Annotated in this window: 17 protein-coding genes; 2 read left to right on the top strand and 15 right to left on the bottom strand. The window is 71.2% G+C overall.

The genetic code is table 11. The features are described 5' to 3' along the window. Positions 1-121: 121 nt before the first annotated feature. Genes rplT through infC form a run of 3 tightly spaced genes read right to left on the bottom strand, consistent with a single transcriptional unit; the run spans position 122 to position 1,411 of the window. A complete protein-coding gene (rplT, locus tag ACFCVM_RS13025; RefSeq protein ID WP_375836757.1) occupies positions 122-508 on the bottom strand; it encodes a 50S ribosomal protein L20 in 387 nt (128 codons plus the stop codon). A 32-nt stretch (positions 509-540) separates the two neighbouring features. Beyond that, on the bottom strand, positions 541-735 hold the full coding sequence (rpmI, locus tag ACFCVM_RS13030; RefSeq protein ID WP_056657888.1) for a 50S ribosomal protein L35: 195 nt from the start codon (positions 733-735) through the stop codon (positions 541-543). 55 nt (positions 736-790) lie between these two features. Next, positions 791-1,411: a translation initiation factor IF-3 gene (gene infC, locus ACFCVM_RS13035; protein ID WP_375837624.1), complete on the bottom strand. Its 621-nt coding sequence runs from the start codon at positions 1,409-1,411 to the stop codon at positions 791-793. A 262-nt stretch (positions 1,412-1,673) separates the two neighbouring features. Between infC and ACFCVM_RS13040 the strand changes: the two genes are divergently transcribed. Then, complete coding sequence (locus tag ACFCVM_RS13040; protein ID WP_074261092.1) at positions 1,674-2,024, top strand: DUF1844 domain-containing protein; 351 nt, start codon at positions 1,674-1,676, stop codon at positions 2,022-2,024. Between the two features lie 22 nt (positions 2,025-2,046). Here the strand turns inward: ACFCVM_RS13040 and ACFCVM_RS13045 are convergent, their stop codons facing one another. The 9 genes from ACFCVM_RS13045 to ACFCVM_RS13085 all read right to left on the bottom strand — a co-directional run bounded on the left by ACFCVM_RS13045 (position 2,047) and on the right by ACFCVM_RS13085 (position 13,468). After that, complete coding sequence (locus ACFCVM_RS13045; protein ID WP_375836759.1) at positions 2,047-2,823, bottom strand: DNA-formamidopyrimidine glycosylase family protein; 777 nt, start codon at positions 2,821-2,823, stop codon at positions 2,047-2,049. Then, positions 2,810-7,354 carry an ATP-dependent helicase gene (locus ACFCVM_RS13050; protein WP_375836761.1) on the bottom strand — a complete coding sequence of 1,515 codons (4,545 nt, stop codon included), beginning with the start codon at positions 7,352-7,354 and terminating at the stop codon, positions 2,810-2,812. The genes ACFCVM_RS13045 and ACFCVM_RS13050 overlap by 14 nt, the downstream gene beginning before the upstream one ends. A 52-nt stretch (positions 7,355-7,406) precedes the next feature. Next, entirely contained in the window at positions 7,407-8,852 is a 1,446-nt protein-coding gene (locus ACFCVM_RS13055) for a pyridoxal phosphate-dependent decarboxylase family protein (protein WP_375836764.1), read from the bottom strand. A gap of 117 nt (positions 8,853-8,969) precedes the next feature. Beyond that, positions 8,970-9,782, bottom strand: coding sequence for an SseB family protein (locus ACFCVM_RS13060; protein WP_375836766.1), 813 nt, complete (start codon positions 9,780-9,782; stop codon positions 8,970-8,972). A 10-nt stretch (positions 9,783-9,792) separates the two neighbouring features. Continuing rightward, the gene (gene priA, locus ACFCVM_RS13065) at positions 9,793-10,539 is read right to left on the bottom strand and encodes a bifunctional 1-(5-phosphoribosyl)-5-((5-phosphoribosylamino)methylideneamino)imidazole-4-carboxamide isomerase/phosphoribosylanthranilate isomerase PriA (RefSeq protein WP_375836768.1); all 747 of its coding nucleotides are present in this window, start codon (positions 10,537-10,539) and stop codon (positions 9,793-9,795) included. A gap of 156 nt (positions 10,540-10,695) precedes the next feature. Then, on the bottom strand, positions 10,696-11,334 hold the full coding sequence (gene hisH / locus ACFCVM_RS13070) for an imidazole glycerol phosphate synthase subunit HisH (protein ID WP_375836769.1): 639 nt from the start codon (positions 11,332-11,334) through the stop codon (positions 10,696-10,698). Beyond that, complete coding sequence (gene hisB, locus ACFCVM_RS13075; protein WP_375836772.1) at positions 11,331-11,945, bottom strand: imidazoleglycerol-phosphate dehydratase HisB; 615 nt, start codon at positions 11,943-11,945, stop codon at positions 11,331-11,333. Before hisB ends, hisH begins: the two co-directional genes overlap by 4 nt. Then, a complete protein-coding gene (locus ACFCVM_RS13080) occupies positions 11,942-13,033 on the bottom strand; it encodes a histidinol-phosphate transaminase (RefSeq protein WP_375836774.1) in 1,092 nt (363 codons plus the stop codon). Before ACFCVM_RS13080 ends, hisB begins: the two co-directional genes overlap by 4 nt. A gap of 42 nt (positions 13,034-13,075) precedes the next feature. Then, positions 13,076-13,468, bottom strand: a complete 393-nt coding sequence (locus ACFCVM_RS13085; protein WP_375836776.1) for a LysM peptidoglycan-binding domain-containing protein — start codon at positions 13,466-13,468, stop codon at positions 13,076-13,078. Positions 13,469-13,733: 265 nt separating this feature from the next. Here ACFCVM_RS13085 and lexA point away from each other — a divergent pair, with 265 nt between their 5' ends. Further along, positions 13,734-14,411, top strand: coding sequence for a transcriptional repressor LexA (lexA, locus tag ACFCVM_RS13090; protein WP_375837625.1), 678 nt, complete (start codon positions 13,734-13,736; stop codon positions 14,409-14,411). 31 nt (positions 14,412-14,442) lie between these two features. Here the strand turns inward: lexA and ACFCVM_RS13095 are convergent, their stop codons facing one another. From ACFCVM_RS13095 to ACFCVM_RS13105, 3 genes are all read right to left on the bottom strand, one after another. Continuing rightward, positions 14,443-15,210 carry an alpha/beta fold hydrolase gene (locus tag ACFCVM_RS13095; protein ID WP_375836778.1) on the bottom strand — a complete coding sequence of 256 codons (768 nt, stop codon included), beginning with the start codon at positions 15,208-15,210 and terminating at the stop codon, positions 14,443-14,445. Positions 15,211-15,373: 163 nt separating this feature from the next. After that, complete coding sequence (gene metE / locus ACFCVM_RS13100; protein ID WP_375836780.1) at positions 15,374-17,725, bottom strand: 5-methyltetrahydropteroyltriglutamate--homocysteine S-methyltransferase; 2,352 nt, start codon at positions 17,723-17,725, stop codon at positions 15,374-15,376. After that, a complete protein-coding gene (locus tag ACFCVM_RS13105; RefSeq protein WP_375836782.1) occupies positions 17,722-18,708 on the bottom strand; it encodes a methylenetetrahydrofolate reductase in 987 nt (328 codons plus the stop codon). Before ACFCVM_RS13105 ends, metE begins: the two co-directional genes overlap by 4 nt. Positions 18,709-18,959 lie beyond the last annotated feature (251 nt).

Raw genomic sequence — 18,959 nt, forward strand, 5'->3', positions numbered from 1 at the left:
CCGAACGGCCCGGCACCCCGCTTGTGCAGCGGAGGTGCCGGGCCGTTCGAAAGCTGAAGTCGCTGCTGACGCGGCGGTCTTCGGAGCCGAGGTGTCGGCCGCCGAAGAATGCAGCGCCTTCTTACGCGGCGGTCTTCGGAGCCGAGGTGTCGGCCGGGAGGGCCTTCCTGGCCGACTCGACCAGTGCGGCGAACGTCGCAGGCTCGTTGACCGCGAGGTCGGCGAGGATGCGGCGGTCGACCTGGATGCCCGCAAGGCCGAGGCCCTGGATCAGGCGGTTGTACGTGAGGCCGTTCGCACGCGACGCGGCGTTGATGCGCTGGATCCAGAGGCGACGGAAGTCGCCCTTCTTCTGGCGGCGGTCGCGGTACGCGTAGACGAGGGAGTGGGTGACCTGCTCCTTGGCCTTGCGGTAGAGACGCGAACGCTGGCCGCGGTAACCACTGGCGCGCTCGAGAATGACCCGGCGCTTCTTGTGGGCGTTGACCGCCCGCTTCACTCTTGCCATGACTCTGTTTCTTCCTTAACGGGTCTCGCGGCTCAGTGGCCGAGAAGCTTCTTGATGACCTTGGCGTCGGGGGCCGACACGACCTTGTCCTGGTTCAGACGGGCCTTGCGCTTCGAGGACTTGACCTCGAGATTGTGGCGCATACCGGCCTGCTGCTTCTTGATCTTGCCGCTACCGGTGATCTTGAAGCGCTTCTTGGACCCGGAGTGGGTCTTCTGCTTCGGCATCTCGTATTTCTCCTTGGTTCTGCCGTCACGCGAGTGACGGACGGGGATGTTTGGCTCAGCCCTCGACGGGCTCGGCCGTCTGCTCGTCGCCGTCGGCCGGGGCGTCTGCCGCCGGTCGCGCCTTCGCTGCAGCACGCTGTGCATTGGCTTCGGCCTTGGCCTCGGCCTTGTTCTTGAGGGGTCCGATCACCATGACCATGTTGCGGCCGTCGATCGTCGGGGTGTGCTCGACCGTGCCGAACTCGGCCACGTCTTCCGCGAAGCGCTGCAGCAGGCGGACACCCATCTCGGGGCGCGACTGCTCGCGACCGCGGAAGAGGATCATCGCCTTGACCTTGTCGCCGGCCTTCAGGAAGCCGATGGCGCGCTTCATCTTGGTCTCGTAGTCGTGCTTGTCGATCTTGAGACGGAACCGCACCTCTTTGAGGATGGTGTTCGCCTGGTTGCGCCGGGCCTCTTTCGCCTTCTGCGCAGCCTCGTACTTGAACTTGCCGTAGTCCATGATCTTCGCGACCGGCGGCTTCGAGTTCGGAGCGACCTCGACGAGATCGAGATCGGCCTCCTGCGCGAGCCGCAGGGCCACCTCGATCTTCACGACGCCGACCTGCTCTCCGGCAGGCCCCACGAGTCGAACCTCGGGGACGCGGATACGGTCGTTTGTACGGGGATCGCTGATGCGTGTTCTCCTCTACTCAAGCGGTTTCGCTCGGTCGGGAGGCGGTTGCCGCCCGACGACGAAAGGAGAAATTCGCGCATGCGTACACGGATTTCCACCGTGCTTTTCATGCGGCACCCTATCTACTCCCCCGTCTTGCGACGCGGGAGCGGAGTGCAATGACCCGGTAACCTTGATGAAGCGGTATGCGCGGGTGGGAGAATCTCCACTTTCGTACCGGGGTGAAGCCCCGGAGCCCGAAGTAGTCTAGCAGAGGAAATCCGTGAACAGTAGTTCAGACGAGACCACGGTCGAGGGCGCCACCCGCGACATCGCCGAGGTCCCCGCAGTCGAGATCATCACGACCGCCGCCGTGCACCTCATGAGCGCCGCCGCCGTGAAGGTCGGACTGGCAGAAGACCCCGAGGAGCAGATCGACCTCGACGAGGCGCGCAAGCTCATCAACGCCCTCGCCGGGCTCATCACGGCCGGCGCTCCCGAGATCAGCGACATGCACGCTCGCTCGCTGCGCGACGGCCTGCGTTCGCTGCAGCTCGCGTTCCGCGAGGCATCCGTCATCCCCGACCCGATCGGCAAGGGCCCCGGCGAGAAGTGGACCGGTCCGGTCAGCTGAGCCGGACCGACCCGGCGGCACGCTAGCGCTGACAGCTCGGGCACCACCAGGTCTCGCGCTGCTCGACGGCGTTGCGTCCGAGTCGGCCGTGCTCGATGAGCGTGCCGCAACGCCGGCACGCCTCGCCTCCACGGCCGTAGACCCAGAGCTGCCGGCCGCGATGCGTGTCGCCGGTCGTCGTGCGCACCGCACGATCGCGGTTGGCACGGATGACGCGGCTCGCGAGCGCCACGAGGGGCACGAGTTCGACCTCGCCGATCGGCCGGGTCGGCAGGATGCCGCGGAGGAAGCACAGCTCGTTGACGTAGACGTTGCCGAGCCCCGCGAGATTGCGCTGCTCGGCGAGGGCGACCGCGACGGGAGTCTCGGGCGCGCTCGCGAGCCGGCGCGCGGCCTCGTGGGCGTCCCAGTCGGGCCCGAGCAGGTCGGGCCCGAGGTAGCCGAGCCGCTCGCCCTCCTCCGCCGCGCCGAACAGCTCGAGGGTGCCGAGGTCGAAGCCGACCGCCGAGGCATCCGGCACCTCGATGATCGCGCGCGCCTGCCAGGCGGGCCGTCGCCATGGAGCACCGGGGCGGAACACCCGCCACTCCCCCTCCATCTTCAGGTGCGAGTGCACGACGACCCCGCCGATGCGCATCAGGAGGTGCTTTCCGCGGCTCCCGACGGAGTGCACCTGCTCGCCGGCCAGGTCGACCTCGGCGAGCGCGGGCACCCGGAAGTCGGAGCGGGTGACCGTGCGACCTGCGAGCGCCTCGTCGAGTCGCCGCGCCGCCTGGTGGACGGTGTCACCCTCTGGCATCGAAGCGGAGCCCTCTCGGCGTCTCCCGGAACCCGGCGGCGCGCAGCGGTCGGTCGAGCGCCGATCCGAAGACCGCGTCGCCGTTCACCGTCTCGACGCGAAGCCGCTCGGTGCGGCCCCGCGTGAGCGCGGCGGCGAGTGCCGTGGTCGCCGCTGCCAATGCCGGCTCGTCGTCGGTGAAGACGAGGGTCGTGCGTCCGCCGCGCTCGAGGTAGAGCACCGCCTCGCCGTCGACGATCGCGACGAAGGCGCCCGCCTTGCGGCCCGGTCGATGCGCGCTCTCACCCGGAAGCTCGGGCCAGTCGAGGGCGGCGCCGAACGGATTGGCCGGATCGGTGGCCGCGAGCGCGACGGCCTCGCCCTTCGGCGCGGCGCGGAGACGGTCGACGGCCGCCCCCGTCGCGAACTGCGCCCCGCCCTGGCCGTCGATGAAATAGCCACGACGCACCCGGCCCGAGTCCTCGAAGCCCGAGAGCGTGCGATAGGCGAGCGCGAACCCGCCGACGTGCGCCTCGGCCATCACCGAGCCCCTGGTGACGATGCCGTACCGCTCGAGCAGCGCCTCGCCGAGGGCGTGCGCCCGCGGTGTGGCGGCGCCGCTCGCGAGCGGCAGCACCGACCAGCGCCCGGCGGCCCGTGGCGGGTTGGCTCGGGCCGCGGCCGTGCGCCCGGCCTGCACGGTCGCCGCGAGCGATCGGCGCGACAGCGAACCCGCCCGAAGCCGGGCGCGAGGAGTGGGTGCAGCGGTCTTGTGCGCTCCCCCGCCGGCGAGCATGCCGCGCACCGGGGCGAAGGTGTCGTTGGTGACGAGACCTGCCCAGACGAGCCGCCAGAGCGCGTCGGCGAGCGCGCGGTCGTCTTCGGAGCCCACGGCCTCGGCCAACTGGCGGAAGAAGAAGCCGCCTCCCCCGCCGAGCACCGCGACGAGTTCGGATTCGAGCGGATCGAGCGGTGCCTCGGCGGGCGGCGGCAGCGTGAGCTCGGCCGTCTCCGCGAGGTGCAGGCTGATCCACCCGTCGTCGCCGCCGAGCGACCCGGTGCCGGCCCAGAGCACCTCGCCCGACGCGGTCAGTTCGTCGAGCATGCCCGGCCGGTAGTCGGCGACCCTCGCCGGCAGCACGTACGCCTCCCATGCGGAGGCCGGGATGCGCGCGCCCTCGAGCTGCTCGATCACCGCGGCGACGCCGTCGACGCCGCTGAGCTTGCCGCCCACGTGCTGCCAGGCCGGCAGGAAGCGAGCGAACTCGCGCGGCTCGACCGGTTCGACCTCGTTGCGGAGCACCGCGAGCGAGCGTCGCCTGATGCGTCGGAGCACTCCGCTGTCGCACCACTCCAGTCCCGACCCGTGGGGCAGGAACTCGCCCTCGACCACGCGGCGCTCTCCGCCGAGCCTCGCGAGGGCCGCGGATGCCACGACCTGCCCGATGCCGAAGCGCTCCGCCACGGCCTGCGCCGTGAACGGGCCGTGCGTGCGGGCGTAGCGGGCGACGAGATCTCCGAGCGGGTCGCGCACCCCCTCGCCGAACACCTCGGGAAGCCCCGGCGGGATCGGCACGCCGAGCGCATCGCGCAACCGGCTGACGTCTTCGACCGCGACGAACCACGACCGGCCGCCGAAGCTCACCGGTGCGGCACGACGCGCCTCGACGAGCGCCGCGAGGGCCGCACCGGCATCCGTCTCTTCATCGACCCTCGCCGCCACCTCTTCGGCCGTGAGCGGTCCGAGATCGCCGAGCAGGTCGGCGACCCCCTCCTCGCCGCGAGCGAGGCGATCGGGATGGAGCCGTTGGAGCATGCGCTCGACTTCGTCGACCACCTCGGGGTCGAGGAGCTCGCGCAGCTCGACCGTGCCGAGCAGCTCGGCGAGGAGTGCCGGGTCGAGCGAGAGGGCTGCCGCCCGGCGCTCCGCGAGCGGGGCGTCGCCCTCGTACATGAATGCGCCCACGTAGCCGAAGAGGAGGCTCGAGGCGAACGGGCTCGGCGACTCGGTCGTGACGTCGACGAATCGCAGCTCGCGACGTTCGATCCTTTCGGCGAGGCGGGTGAGCGCCGGCAGGTCGTAGACGTCTTGCAGGCACTCCCGCACCGCCTCGAGCACGATGGGGAACTCTGGGAAGTCGCGGGCGACCTCGAGCAGTTGCGACGCCCGCTGCCGCTGCTGCCAGAGCGGCGAACGCTTGCCCGGGTTCGTCCGCGGCAGGATGAGCGCCCGCGCGGCGCACTCGCGGAACCGCGCAGCGAACAGTGCCGAACCGCCGACGTTCGCCGTGACGAGCTCGGTGAGCTCGGCCGGTTCGAAGGCGAAGAGCTCGGCGCCGGGCGGTTCGTCGCCCGTGTCGGGCATGCGCAGCACGATTCCGTCGTCGCTCGCCACGGCATTGGAGTCGACGCCGCTCTGCTCGCGCACGCGCGCGCCGATGGCGAGGGCCCACGGCGCGTGCACGCGCATGCCGTAGGGCGAGTGCAGCACGATGCGCCAGTCGCCGAGCTCGTCGCGGAACCGCTCGACCACGAGGTTCGTCGCGTCGGGCACCACCCGGGTCGCCGTGCGCTGGTCGTCGATGAACTTCACGAGGTTCGTGGCGGCGCGCTCGTCGAGCCCGGCGGCACGGCTGCGAGCGAGGGCGTCGGATGCCGGTGCGCCCGACAGCTCCGCGATGAAGCCGCCGATCGCCGCCCCGAGTTCGGCGGGGCGTCCGATGCCGTCGCCCTTCCAGAACGGAAGTCGGCCCGGCTCGCCGAATGCGGGTGCGACGAGCACGCGGTCGTGGGTGATCTCTTGAATGCGCCAGCTCGTGGCCCCGAGGGCGAACACGTCGCCGACCCGCGACTCGTAGACCATCTCCTCGTCGAGTTCGCCGACGCGGCGGCCGGGGCCCGCCTCGCCGACCATGAACACGCCGAACAGGCCCCGGTCGGGGATCGTGCCGCCACTCGTGACCGCGAGGCGCTGGGCACCGCGACGGCCGACGATCGTGCCGGCGTCGCGGTCCCAGACGATGCGAGCACGGAGCTCGCCGAAGCGATCGGAGGGGTACCGCCCGGCGAGCAGGTCGAGCGTCGCGTCGAACGCCGAGCGGGGCAGCGCGGCGTAGGGCGCTGCGCGGCGCACGAGCTCGAACCACGCCTCGACGTCCCACTCGTCGAGTGCGGTCGCCGCGATCGTCTGCTGGGCGAGCACGTCGAGCGGGTTCGCGGGGATGCGGAGCTCTTCGATCGCCCCGCCGATCATGCGTTCGGCGACGACCGCCGAGTGCAGCACATCGGCCCGGTGCTTCGGGAAGATGAGGCCCTTCGAGACCTCGCCGACCTGGTGCCCGGCTCGGCCGAGCCGTTGCAGGCCGCTCGCGACCGAGGGCGGCGACTCCACCTGCATGACGAGGTCGACCGCGCCCATGTCGATGCCGAGCTCGAGGCTCGAGGTCGCGACGACGCAGCGGAGCCTTCCCGACTTGAGATCGTCTTCGACGAGGGCGCGCTCCTCTTTGCTCACCGAGCCGTGGTGCGAGCGCGCGATCACGGGCGGCGCTCCCGTGGTGATGCCCGAGGCGCCGACCGCCTCTGCCGGCGTTCGTCTCGTCGCCGTCGGCACCGCGGCTGCCTGCACCGGCACCGTCAGTGCCTCGACCTGCAGCGCGGTGCGCTCGGCCCAGAGCTCGTTGAGCCTCGCCGTCAGCCGTTCGGCGAGTCGCCGGGAATTCGCGAAGACGATCGTGGAGCGGTGCGCGAGCACCTCGTCGAGGATCGCCTCCTCGACGTGCGGCCACACCGTGCCGGCCCCCGTCTCGCCCGCGAGGTCGGAGAGGTCGTCGACGGGCACGGTGACCCGCAGGTCGAATTTCTTGCCCGAGGCCGGCGCCACGATCGTGACCGCCCGGGTGCCGCCGAGGAACCGCGCCACCTCCTCGTGTGGCCGTACGGTCGCCGAGAGTCCGATGCGCTGCACCGGTGCGGCGGTGAGTTCGTCGAGCCGCTCGAGCGAGAGCGCGAGATGCGAGCCGCGCTTCGTGCCCGCGAGCGCGTGGATCTCGTCGACGATCACCGTCTGCACGCCGCGGAGGGTCTCGCGCGCCGCCGAGGTGAGCATGAGGAACAGCGACTCGGGCGTCGTGATGAGGATCTCGGGCGGGTGCGTCACGAGCCGTCGCCGCTCGCCCGGCGGCGTGTCGCCGGAGCGCACGCCGACGGAGACCTCGGGCACCTCGATGCCGTGCGCCGTCGCGGTGCGGGCGATGCCGATGAGGGGCGCCCTGAGGTTGCGCTCGACGTCGACGCCGAGCGCCTTCAGCGGCGAGAGGTAGATGACGCGCGTGCCCGTCGATTCGGCATCGGCATTCTCGTGATGCAGCCGGTCGATCGCCCAGAGGAACGCAGCGAGGGTCTTGCCCGAGCCCGTCGGGGCGACGACGAGCGAGTGCTCACCGCGCGAGATCGCCTGCCATGCGCCGTTCTGCACGGTGGTGGGCGCCGTGAAGGACTCGGTGAACCACGCCCGCGTCGCGGGCGAGAACGCATCGAGCGCCGAAGCCATGCCTCCATTCAAGCGGATGCCGCCGACGCCGGGCCTGCCGAGAGCGTCAACGTCATCGCTCCGGGTCGGCCTCCGCCCTGATCGCGGCGAGCGTACGGGCGACGGTGTCGACCGTGCGACGCACCTCCGCGGCATCCGTTCGCCAATTGCTCACCGAGAAGCGCACGACGGCACGGCCATGCCAGCGCGAGGTCATGGCCAGCACCTCGCCCTCGTTCCAGAGTCGTTCACTGAGGGCTTCGGTCGCCTCGTCGCTGTCGAGCGCGATGCAGACCTGGGTGAAGACGACCTCGTTCAGCACTTCGACACCGGGAAGGGCGCCGACGCCGTCGGCGATGCCGCGCGCGGCCTCGGCCAGACCGTCGACGAGTCGCGCGACGCCGTCGCGGCCGAGCGAGCGCAGCACCGCCCAGGTGGGCACCCCGCGAGCGCGGCGCGACAGCTCCGGCGCCTTCTCGTGGGGATCGGCTCCGACCTCGGTGGCCTGCAAGTAGCTCGCGTGCATGCCGAGGGCGCGCCGCATCGCCGCCGGGTCGCTCACTATCGCGATGCCGCAGTCGTACGGCACGTTCAGGGTCTTGTGCGCGTCGGTCGACCACGAGTCGGCGGCCTCGAACCCCGTGGTCAGGTGGCGGAGCCTCGGCGACGCCGCCGCCCAGAGCCCGAACGCACCGTCGACATGCACCCACGCTCCGGCCGCGTGCGCGACGTCGATCGCGGCGGCGAAGTCGTCGAACGCGCCGGAGTGGATGTTGCCGGCCTGGAGCGCGACGATCGCCGGGCCGTCGCCGGCCTCGAGCACGACAGCCAACTCGTCGACGCGGATCCGCCCCTGCTCGTCGGCCGGGACGGTGATCGGCGCGCCGAGCCCCAGGTATCGCGCCGCGAGATCCATCGTGCCGTGGCGCTCCTCGCCGGCGATCCACCGTATCGCCGGGCCGCCGGCGAGCCCCTTGCCCTCCACGTCCCAGCCGGCCCTGCGCAGCACCTCGTTGCGTGCGGCCGCCATGCACGAGAACTGCGCCATCGTGGCGCCCGTCGTGAAGCCGACGTCGCTCTGAGGCGGCAGGCCGAGCAGGTCGAGCAGCCATTCGCCGGCGAGCTCCTCGACGGCGACGGCGCCGGGCGTGATCGCCCGCAGGCCCGTGTTCTGGTCCCACGCGGAGACGAGCCAGTCGGCACCGAGCGCGACGGGCTGCGTGCCGCCGATCACCCACCCGTAGAAGCGCGGCGATCCGATCGCGATGAGTCCGGGCTCGATGCCCTCGGCCAGTCGGCCGATGACCTCGAGGTCGGGTTCGCCGTCGGGCGGGAGATCACGCCCGAGGCGCTCCTTGATGTCGTCGGCGGTCGCCTGCGGCGGGATCGGTCGTTCGGCAACGCCCGACAGCCACGCCCGAGCATGGCGGCCGGATGCCTCGATGACCGCCTCGTACGAGTCATCCGCTGTCGGGCCGGTCTCGTCGAGGCCGCCGATCGTCGTGTTCGCATCAGTCATGGCACACCTGGATTCCGTGCGACGAGCGCACACCACCGATTGTGCGCCGGTTCGCGGGCGCGGTCAACGGGCCGTCGACCGGCCACCGCTCGGGAGGCGCCCGACCGCTCGACCGACTCAGCGGGCGGGAGTGCCGACGAGCTTCACCGTCAGCGAGTCCACCGACGTGGCGATGACGTCATCGGCTGCCCAGCGTCGTGCGAGCCGCGCAGTGATCGCGTCGAGCTCCTCGCGGCTCAGGCCGCCGACCAGCTCGAGGCGCACGATGAGTTCCGGCCCGATGAGGCGGGCCGTCGGGTCGCCCGGGTGCAGGGTCACGCCGAGCACGGCGAGCTCCCGCGCGATCGAGCTCCCGAAGGCCTCGCCGACGGCCGGTGATTCGAACGGAGGCTGCCATTCGTGCGCCTGCGCGATGGACCACACCGCGGGTCGGCGCAGCACGAACTCGGTCGGCGAACCCGGGTCGAGCACGACGAGTTCGGTGCCGTCGTCGGCGGCGGCCAGCGCGACGCGCACACCGTCGGCGGGCACGGGCCTCGCGAGCGGATTCCACCGCGACATCGCCTCGACCGAGGCGAAGACCGGTAGCACCTTGCGTCCGTCGGGCCCCTGCACCGTCACGATCGAGAGCTCCTGGCTCTTGTCGACCGCGAGCCCGTGGGCGCCGACCTCGGAGCCCCCGTCGCCGAGTTCGGCCAGGAGCGGGATCAGCAGGCGGGAGCGCGCGAACTCCGCGACGACGGGCGCCGGTCCGGCAGCGCCGGAACGGAAGGCATCGAGCGCGGCGACGAGCGCGGCGGGCGCCCGGCCGTCGTCGGAGGCGTGCGTGTTGGGCTGGAACGAACGCCCGGCCCACGGCACTCCGGCGGAGTCGGCGGCCGCCGCCGATGCGTCGACGGCGGGGTGGCCCTCGCCCACGTCATCGCTCACTCGTCAGCGCTCACTGCGAAGCGACGTCCAATGCCTCGACCAGGGTGAAGGCGCCCGCGTACAGCGCCTTGCCCACGATCGTTCCCTCGAGGCCGAGCGGCACGAGTTCGCGGAGCGCCACGATGTCGTCGAGGCTCGAGATGCCGCCCGATGCGACCACCGGACGGTGCGTACGCTCCATGACCTGGCGGAGCAGGTCGAGGTTGGGGCCCTGCAGCGTGCCGTCCTTCGTGACGTCGGTGACGACGTAGCGTGCGGCGCCGGCCTCTTCGAGGCGCTCCATGACCTGCCAGAGGTCTCCGCCGTCCTGCGTCCAGCCGCGGGCCGCGAGGGTGGTGCCGCGCACGTCGAGCCCGACCGCGATCGCCTCGCCGTACTGCGCGATGACGGAGGCCGCCCACTCGGGGTTCTCGAGCGCCGCCGTGCCGAGGTTGATGCGCTTGGCGCCGATCTCGAGGGCGTGCTCGAGCGACTCGTCGTCGCGGATGCCGCCGGAGAGCTCGACGTTGACGCCGCGGACCTGGCGGATGGTCTTCTTCAGCACGCTCGCGTTCGAGCCGCGTCCGAACGCGGCGTCGAGGTCGACGAGGTGGATCCACTCGGCGCCCTGGTCGGCCCACTCCACCGCAGCATCGACGGGGTCGCCGTAGCTCGTCTCGGTGCCGGCTTCGCCCTTGGTCAGGCGCACCGCCTTGCCGCCGGCGACATCGACCGCCGGGAGCAGCACGAGGCGGGGGGTCTTGTTGAATTCACTCATTCACTGTCCTAGTCATCGCGGTCGCGCCTTGCGAGTCGGCACAGTCACAGCATCCTAGTCCGACCGTGTCGGAGCCGACTGCACGTGACGCCGAACGGCTCAGCCGAGGGTCCCGATTCGACCATGTCGGTGCCGAGCACGTCATGGCCGAACGGCTCAGCCGAGGGTCCCGATCCAGTTGGCGAGCAGGCGGATGCCCGCCTCAGCCGACTTCTCGGGGTGGAACTGGGTCGCCGTCAGCGGGCCGTTCTCGACCGCTGCGAGGAACCGGCCGCCGTGCTCGGCCCAGGTCAGGGTCGGCGCGGGGAAGGGCGGCTCGACGTCGAGCAGCCACTCCTGCGCGGCGAAGGAGTGCACGAAGTAGAACCGCTCGTCTTCGATGCCGGCGAAGAGCGAGGAACCTTCACCCGCTTCGACGGTGTTCCAGCCCATGTGCGGCAGCACCGGAGCGGGCAGCTCGGTGACGGTTCCCGGCCATTCGCCGAGTCCCTCGGTGTCGACGCCGCGCTCGACGCCGCGCTCGAAGAGCACCTGCATGCCCACGCAGATGCCGAGCACCGGGCGACCGCCCGCAAGGCGGCGATCGATGATCTCGCCGCCGCGCACCGCGTGCAGCTGGTCCATGACGGCCTTGAACGCACCGACCCCGGGCACGAGGAGCCCGTCGGCCTCGAGGGCCGCCGTGCGGTCGGCGGTCACGGTGACCTCGGCCCCGGCGTGCTCGAGCGCTTTCGCGGCCGAGTGCACGTTGCCCGAACCGTAGTCGAGCACGACGACGCGTCGGGTGCGCGTCACAGTGCACCCTTGGTCGACGGCACGCCCGACACGAGCGGGTCGAATGCCTTCGCCTGGCGGAACGCCCGCGCGAACGCCTTGAACTCCGCTTCGGCGATGTGGTGCGGGTCGCGGCCGCCGAGCACGGTCACGTGCACGGTGAGCGCCGCGTTGTACGCGATCGCCTCGAAGACGTGCCGCACCATCGAACCCGTGAAGTGGCCGCCGATGAGGTGGTACTCGAACCCGACGGGCTCGCCCGTGTGCACGAGGAACGGCCGGCCCGAGATGTCGACGACCGCCTGCGCGAGCGCCTCATCGAGCGGCACGAGGGCGTCGCCGTAACGGGAGATGCCGCGCTTGTCGCCGAGTGCCTGCTTGATGGCCTGCCCCAGCACGATGCCGACGTCTTCGACCGTGTGGTGCACGTCGATCTCGAGGTCGCCGCTCGCCCTGACCGTGAGGTCGGTCAGCGAGTGCTTCGCGAACGCCGTGAGCAGGTGGTCGTAGAACGGGACCCCGGTCTCGATGTCGCTCGACCCGGTGCCGTCGAGGTCGATCGAGAGGTCGATGCTGGATTCGCTCGTCTCGCGCTGCACCCGGGCAGTGCGCGAAGGGCTCGATGCGGTCATGAGGCAATCCTATTCGGGGCGGATACGGCGATCGCTTCGAGGAAGGCCGTGGTCTCCGCTTCGGTGCCGGCCGTGACCCGCAGGTGGCCGGGGATGCCGATCTCCCGGATCAGGATGCCGCGGGCGAGCAGCTGCTCGAACACGGCACGCGGGTCGTCGACGCCGCCGAACAGCACGAAGTTCGAGCCGCTGCGGTAGGGGTGGAAGCCGAGCCGGGCGAGCTCGTCGGAGATGCGCTCGCGCTGCCCGCGGATCTCGTCGACCATGGCGAGCATCTCGGCCGAGTGGGCGAGTGCACCGAGGGCCGCCGCCTGCGTCAGCGCCGAGAGGTGATAGGGCAGGCGCACGAGTCGGAGCGCGTCGATCGCCGCGGGGTCTCCGGCGAGGTAGCCGACGCGGGCGCCTGCGAAGGCGAAGGCCTTGCTCATCGTGCGCGAGACGAGGAGGCGCGGTCGCCCCTCGAGCAGGGTGAGCGCGCTCGGCGTACCGGGGTCGGCGAACTCGAAGTACGCCTCATCGACGACGACGATGCCGCGTGCCGCGTCGGCCACGGCCTCGATCGTCTCGATCGAGAGCGGAGTACCCGTGGGATTGTTCGGTGCGCAGAGCAGCACGATGTCGGGGTCGTGCTCGCGCACTGCGGCCACGGCCGTCGCGGGGCTGAGTTCGAACTCCTCATCGCGGCCTGCCGTGACCCATTCGGTGCCGGTCCCCGAGGCGAGCAGGCCGTACATGGAATAGGTCGGCGCGAAGCCCAGCACGGAGCGACCCGGCCCGCCGTAGGCCTGCATGATGTGCTGCAGCACCTCGTTGGAACCGTTCGCCGCCCAGATCTGCGCAGGGTCGAGGCTGTGCCCGAGATAGTCGGCGAGGGCTCGTCGCAGGGCGGTGAACTCGCGGTCGGGGTAGCGATTCAGCGTCATGATCGCGGCCGCGACGCGGGCGACGATGTCGTGCGCGACGGCCTCGGGAATCGGATGCGTGTTCTCGTTGACGTTGAGTGCGACCGGCACTGCTTGCTGCGGCGCCCCGTACGGGGTGCGACCACGGAGGTCGTCGCGGATGGGGAGGTCTTCGAGACTCGTCACCCTGCAAGCCTAACGAGGCCCGCTGCCGTGTTTCGGCGAGCGTCAGGGAGCGAGCGGCAGCGCGAGACGCTGCCCGGGTTCGACGACCGCGTCGTCGAGGCCGTTGAGCCGAACGATCTCGGCGATGACCTCGCGCACGTCGCCGCTCGGGTCGATCGTCTCGGCGATCGCCCACAGCGAGTCGCCCTGACCGACGGTGACGTACTCGAAGGTCGCGCCGGCGGAGTCGACGTCGGCGGCGGCGGCACCCGACCCGAGCACGAGGACGAACGCCCAGATCACGAGCGGAAGCGCCGCGAGGCCGGTGAAGACGACGCGACCGCGGCGGGTCAGACGAAGTCGGGTGCGCACCACTGTGGTCTGCACCTGCGCCGCCGGCTCGCGCGGGAGGGCCCGCGAGGGCTGGAAGCCGGTCGTTGCGATCGCTGCGCTCATGTCACACCTCCTGTAGGAGTCGCATCCGGCCCTCGGCCGGAGAGCCGGATGCGAAACTCTGTTCCGAACATACATTCGAATTTCGAACATTGCAAGGATGAAACTCCGGAAACCCGGGCGACCGGATCTCCGACACACTCGAACAGATGTTTGCCGCACGCACGCGAGGCGGATACAGTTTCGAATGTCTGGAAGACAGTCGACCAGACACCACCGACATCCGGCCGCTTGGCCGCTACGAGGGGCGGAGACGTTGAGCACCGACATCGACGACGTGCAGGCAGCGGGCAGGCCTCGCCGCCGCAAGAGTCTGAGCGCGAAGCAGATCGCCATCCTCGAGATGATCCAGCGCTCGGTCTCGAGCCGCGGCTACCCGCCGAGCATGCGCGAGATCGGCGACGCGGTCGGGCTCTCCTCGCTGTCGAGCGTGACCCACCAGCTCAACCAGCTCGAACTCGCCGGGTACCTCCGGCGCGACCCCAACCGCCCTCGCGCCCTCGAAGTGCTCATCGAGCTGCCGGGCGTGACCGACCGCCCGATCACGCAGTCCGATCCCACACCCGTCGGCGACGCGGCGATGGTGCCGCTCGTCGGGCGCATCGCGGCGGGTGTCCCGATCACCGCGGAGCAGCAGGTCGACGAGGTCTTCCCGCTCCCCCGCCAGCTCGTCGGCAAGGGTGAGCTCTTCATGTTGAAGGTCGTCGGCGACTCGATGATCGACGCGGCCATCTGCGACGGCGACTGGGTCGTCGTGCGATCGCAGCGCACCGCCGAGAACGGCGAGATCGTCGCGGCGATGCTCGACGGCGAAGCCACCGTCAAGGTCTTCCGTCAGCGCGACGGGCACACGTGGCTGCTCCCCCGCAACAGCGCGTTCGAGCCGATCGTCGGCGACCACGCCGAGGTGCTCGGCAAGATCGTCGCCGTGCTGCGCTCGGTCTGACGAGCGTCGCCGCAGCAGCGGATGCCGCGCGCTACGCGGCGGTACGAGCTCCGGCCGGCACCGGTTCCGGCGCCGTCGGCGCAAGATCGCGAAGCCACCCGAACACGGCGTCCATGAATCCGGCGTGATCGTCGCGGAAGACGGTGTGCCCGGTGCCCTGCACCGTCTCGACGGTCATGCCCTGGTGACGCAGCTGACGGGCGACCTTCGCCGTGATGAGCAGGCTCTTCTCGGCGAGCACCACGAGCGTCGGCGCCACGAGACGGGCCGGCGGCACGAGCGGCCGCGTGTCGGTGAAGCCGAGGATCGTGCGCTTGTCCCAGTCGCGCAGTGTCGCGAGTTCGATGTCGACGTCGACGGCGCTCCACTTCGGGTTCATGCGCACGAGCGCCGAACGCCGGGGCCGCGGTGCGACGGCGAAGAACGCCTTGAACGCCCAGCCCTTGACGCCCTTCGGAAACGAGAAGGCCGGGTCGATGTAGATCGCTGCCCGAGGTGCGAGCCGGTCGGCGACGAGGCTCGCGACGAGGCCGCCGAGCGAGTGCCCCATGACGATGTCGGGCGGTCCGTCGAGCAACGGTTCGAGCGTCTCGACGACGTCGCCGGCCCAGGCTGCGGGCGAGTAGCGCAGTGCGCGCGGGCTGCGGCCGTGGCCGGCGAGGTCGACCGCGAGCACGCGGAAGCCCTGGGCTTCGAGCTCTGCGGTGACGCGATGCCAGGCGCGAGAGTCCGACATGATGCCGTGGATGAGGATCGCGGTGCGCGCGCCCCCGCCTGATTCGTGGACCGCGAGTTGCATGCCTCGACGGTACGTGCCGCGCCTGTGCATCACCCCGGCAGGAGCCGAGCGGATGCCGCGAGCCGCGACATCCGCTCGGTTGCTGGAACGGATGCCGCGAGCCGCGACATCCGCTCGGTTGCTGGAACGGATGCCGCGAGCCGCGACATCCGTTCGGTGCCTGCTACCCGGCGAGCACCGGGGCGGCGCGCTCCGCCCGCACGGCCGCGGTCGCCTCGACGATGTGCCGCAGCGACTCGACGGTCTCGTCGTAGCCGCGGGTCTTCAGGCCGCAGTCGGGGTTGACCCAGAGCCGCGTCGCGGGGATCGCGCCCGCTGCGCGCTCGAGCAGCGCCTGCACCTCGGCGACGCCGGGCACGCGCGGCGAGTGGATGTCGTAGACGCCCGGGCCGATGCCGTGGTCGAAGCCGCTCGTCTCGAGGTCGTCGACGACCTCCATGCGACTGCGGGCCGCCTCGATCGAGGTGACGTCGGCGTCGAGGTTCCTGATCGCGTCGATCACGACGCCGAACTCGGAGTAGCAGAGGTGCGTGTGCACCTGCGTGCCGGGTACGGCGCCGCCCGTCGCGAGGCGGAAGGAGCCGACCGACCAGTCGAGGTACGCGGCCTGGTCGGCGAGCTTCAGCGGGAGCAGCTCGCGCAGCGCGGGTTCGTCGACCTGGATGATGCGGATGCCGGCGGACTCGAGGTCGGTGATCTCGTCGCGGAGGGCGAGGGCCACCTGTCGCGCCGTGTCGCCGAGCGGCTGGTCGTCGCGCACGAACGACCAGGCGAGGATCGTGACCGGGCCGGTGAGCATGCCCTTCATGTGCTGCTCGGTGAGCGACTGCGCGTAGCTCGACCACTCGACGGTCATCGGCGCCGGCCGTGAGACGTCTCCCCAGAGGATCGACGGCCGCGTGCAGCGCGACCCGTACGACTGCACCCAGCCGTGCTTCGTGACCGCGAAGCCGTCGAGCAGCTCGGCGAAGTACTGCACCATGTCGTTGCGCTCGGGCTCGCCGTGCACGAGCACGTCGAGGCCCAGCTCCTCCTGCAACCGGACGACGCGCTCGATCTCGGCGCGCATGAGCGCCGCGTAGTCGTCGACGGGCAGCTCTCCCTTGACGAGACGGGCACGTGCGCGACGGATCTCGGCCGTCTGCGGGAACGAGCCGATCGTGGTCGTCGGCAGCTCGGGCAGGCCCAGCGACTCCTGCGCCGCGACGCGCTCGTCGTAGCCCACGCGGGCGAAGTCCTGTTCGGCGAGCCCCGCGAGGCGTTCGCGCACCGACGGCACGCGCACGCCGGGCGCTGCGTCGCGGTCGGCGAGGGCGGCGGATGCCTCCGCGAGCTCGCCCTCGATCGAGTCGCGCCCCTCGGCGAGACCGCGACCGAGCACGGCCACCTGGCCGACCTTCTGGTCGGCGAACGCGAGCCACGAAGTGAGGCGCGCATCGAGTTCGTCCTCATCCGCGACGTCGTGGGGAACGTGCAGCAGCGACGTCGAGGTCGACACCGAGACGGCCGACGAGAGGTGCTGCACGGCCGCGACGCGATCGAACGCGGCGGCGAGGTCGCCGCGCCAGATGTTGTGACCGTCGATGACGCCGGCCACGAGCGTCTTCGACGCGAGCGACTCGGCGGTGACGGGGTCGAGTCCGTCGGGCAGCGAGCCGCGCACGAGGTCGAGGCCGATCGCCTCGACCGGGGTCGCAGCGAGGGCCGGCAGGGCATCGTCGAGCGAGCCGTAGGGGGCTGCGACGAAGATCGCCGGGCGGGCATCGAGTGCACCGAGCGCGTCGTAGGCGATGCCGACCGACTCGAGCACGCGGGCCCGGTCGACGTCGATGCTCTCGCTCACGAGGGCGGGCTCGTCGAGCTGCACCCATTCCGCGCCGGCAGCGGCGAGCTGCTCGAGCAGCGCTGCGTAGACCGGGACGAGATCCGCCAGTCGGTCGATCGGCGCGAATCCGGTCGGAGCGCCGTCGGCAGCCTTCGCGAGGAGCAGGAAGGTCACGGGTCCGACGATCACGGGCCGCGTCGTGAACCCGGCCGCCTTCGCCTCGGCGAACTCGGCGACGATGCGCTCGGCATGCAGGGAGAACACGGTGTCGGGGCCGATCTCGGGCACGAGGTAGTGGTAGTTCGAGTCGAACCACTTCGTCATCTCGAGCGGGGCGTCCTCGCCGACGCCTCGGGCGATCGTGAAGTACGCCGCGGGGTCGAGGCGGCCCTGCTCATCGGCGAGGCCGGCGAAGCGCTCCGGCACCGCACCGACCGCGACCGCGGTGTCGAGCACCTGGTCGTAGAACGAGAACGTCTCGGGAATCGCCGACCCGGTGCGGGCGAGGCCGAGCGATGCGAGGCGCTCACGGGTCGCGGCGCGAAGCTCGGCGGCCTGTCGTTCGAGCTCGTCGGCCGTGATCGATCCGGCCCAGAACGCCTCGACCGCCCGCTTGAGCTCGCGGCGGCGACCGATGCGCGGATAGCCCAGGATCGTCGCGTTCGGGAAGACGGGTGCAGGGGTGGTCATCGTGCGGTGTTCCTCTCGTCGGCGAACCGGTCGGTTCGCAGTCCGAGCCGGTCGACGACGTCGAGCACGGCTTCATGGCGGTTGTAGGTGTAGAGGTGCAGGCCGGTTGCGCCGCCCGCGATCACCTCGGCGGCGAGCCGGGTGGCGAAGGCGATGCCGAGCTCGGTCTGCGCAGCGGCATCCGGTTCGATCTCGAGGTCGATGGCGAGCGCCGCGGGCGGTTCGACGCCGGTCAGCTGCGTCAGCCGCGCGAGGCGGGCGGGCGTCGTGACCGGCATGATGCCCGGAAGGATCGGGATCGTGACGCCGCCCGCGCGAGCGCGCTCGACGAAGCCGAGGTAGTCGTCGGCACGCCAGAAGAGCTGCGTGATGGCGAGGGTCGCTCCGGCGATCTCCTTCGCGAGGAGCGTGTCGACGTCGTGTCCGAGGTTCCGCGACCGTGGATGCCCTGTCGGGAATGCGGCGACCGCGACGCGCTCGGGCCGGGGCCGCGCCCTGATGCGCGAAGCACCGGGGTTGCCGGGAACCCCGACCTGCTCGAAGGGCTCGCGCTCCTCCTGCACCCGGTGGATGAGCTGCACGAGCTCGGCAGCGCTGCCGAGGTCGCCGATGCCCGCGTCGGGGTCGGCGTCGGCCGGCGGGTCGCCGCGCAGCGCGAGGAAGCTCGTGATGCCCGCGTCGAGGAATTCGCGCACGAGCCGGTTGGCCTCGGCGTGCGAGGATCCCACGCACGTCAGGTGCGCCATCGGCTCGACGTGCGTGTGCTCGAGCATGTAGCGGAGCACCGTCAGCGAGCGGGCGCGCGAGCTGCCGCCGGCGCCGAACGTCACCGAGATGAACGCGGGGTCGACCTCGGCGAGCCGGTCGATCGTGCGGCCGAGTGCCAGCGCCGCAGCGTCCGTTCGCGGCGGGAAGAGTTCGAAGGAGAGCGGCAGCCTGGGCGGACAGTCGGCGCCCGATGCGTCGGTTGCGGTCGATGCCATGGTGCTCCTGCGTGGCGAGCGGCAACGGGAAGAACACGGCAGGCCGCGTTCCCCCGGCCGGAACGGCGGGTGGATGTCGCGGGCGGGTGCCGGGCTCGGCGGTCGCTCCAAGTGGTCGGCGTCGGCCGGTCACTGATCGATCAGGAGCGACGATACGCGGCAGCGCCCGGTGACGCCACGACTGTGACGCACGGTGACACGTGGGCGTCGCCGCGGCAGGGGTCGCCGAAACATCCGCAGTTCAGCACTGC

This window comes from Agromyces sp. NPDC056389, assembly GCF_042262385.1.
In the GTDB taxonomy this organism is placed as follows: domain Bacteria; phylum Actinomycetota; class Actinomycetes; order Actinomycetales; family Microbacteriaceae; genus Agromyces.

Coding starts and splice junctions, on each gene's coding strand:
- rplT (WP_375836757.1), bottom strand. CDS start 508: ATGGCAAGAGTGAAGCGGGCGGTCAACGCCCACAAGAAGCGCCGGGTC.
- rpmI (WP_056657888.1), bottom strand. CDS start 735: ATGCCGAAGCAGAAGACCCACTCCGGGTCCAAGAAGCGCTTCAAGATC.
- ACFCVM_RS13045 (WP_375836759.1), bottom strand. CDS start 2,823: ATGCCAGAGGGTGACACCGTCCACCAGGCGGCGCGGCGACTCGACGAG.
- ACFCVM_RS13050 (WP_375836761.1), bottom strand. CDS start 7,354: ATGGCTTCGGCGCTCGATGCGTTCTCGCCCGCGACGCGGGCGTGGTTC.
- ACFCVM_RS13055 (WP_375836764.1), bottom strand. CDS start 8,852: ATGACTGATGCGAACACGACGATCGGCGGCCTCGACGAGACCGGCCCG.
- priA (WP_375836768.1), bottom strand. CDS start 10,539: ATGAGTGAATTCAACAAGACCCCCCGCCTCGTGCTGCTCCCGGCGGTC.
- hisB (WP_375836772.1), bottom strand. CDS start 11,945: ATGACCGCATCGAGCCCTTCGCGCACTGCCCGGGTGCAGCGCGAGACG.
- ACFCVM_RS13085 (WP_375836776.1), bottom strand. CDS start 13,468: ATGAGCGCAGCGATCGCAACGACCGGCTTCCAGCCCTCGCGGGCCCTC.
- ACFCVM_RS13095 (WP_375836778.1), bottom strand. CDS start 15,210: ATGCAACTCGCGGTCCACGAATCAGGCGGGGGCGCGCGCACCGCGATC.
- metE (WP_375836780.1), bottom strand. CDS start 17,725: ATGACCACCCCTGCACCCGTCTTCCCGAACGCGACGATCCTGGGCTAT.
- ACFCVM_RS13105 (WP_375836782.1), bottom strand. CDS start 18,708: ATGGCATCGACCGCAACCGACGCATCGGGCGCCGACTGTCCGCCCAGG.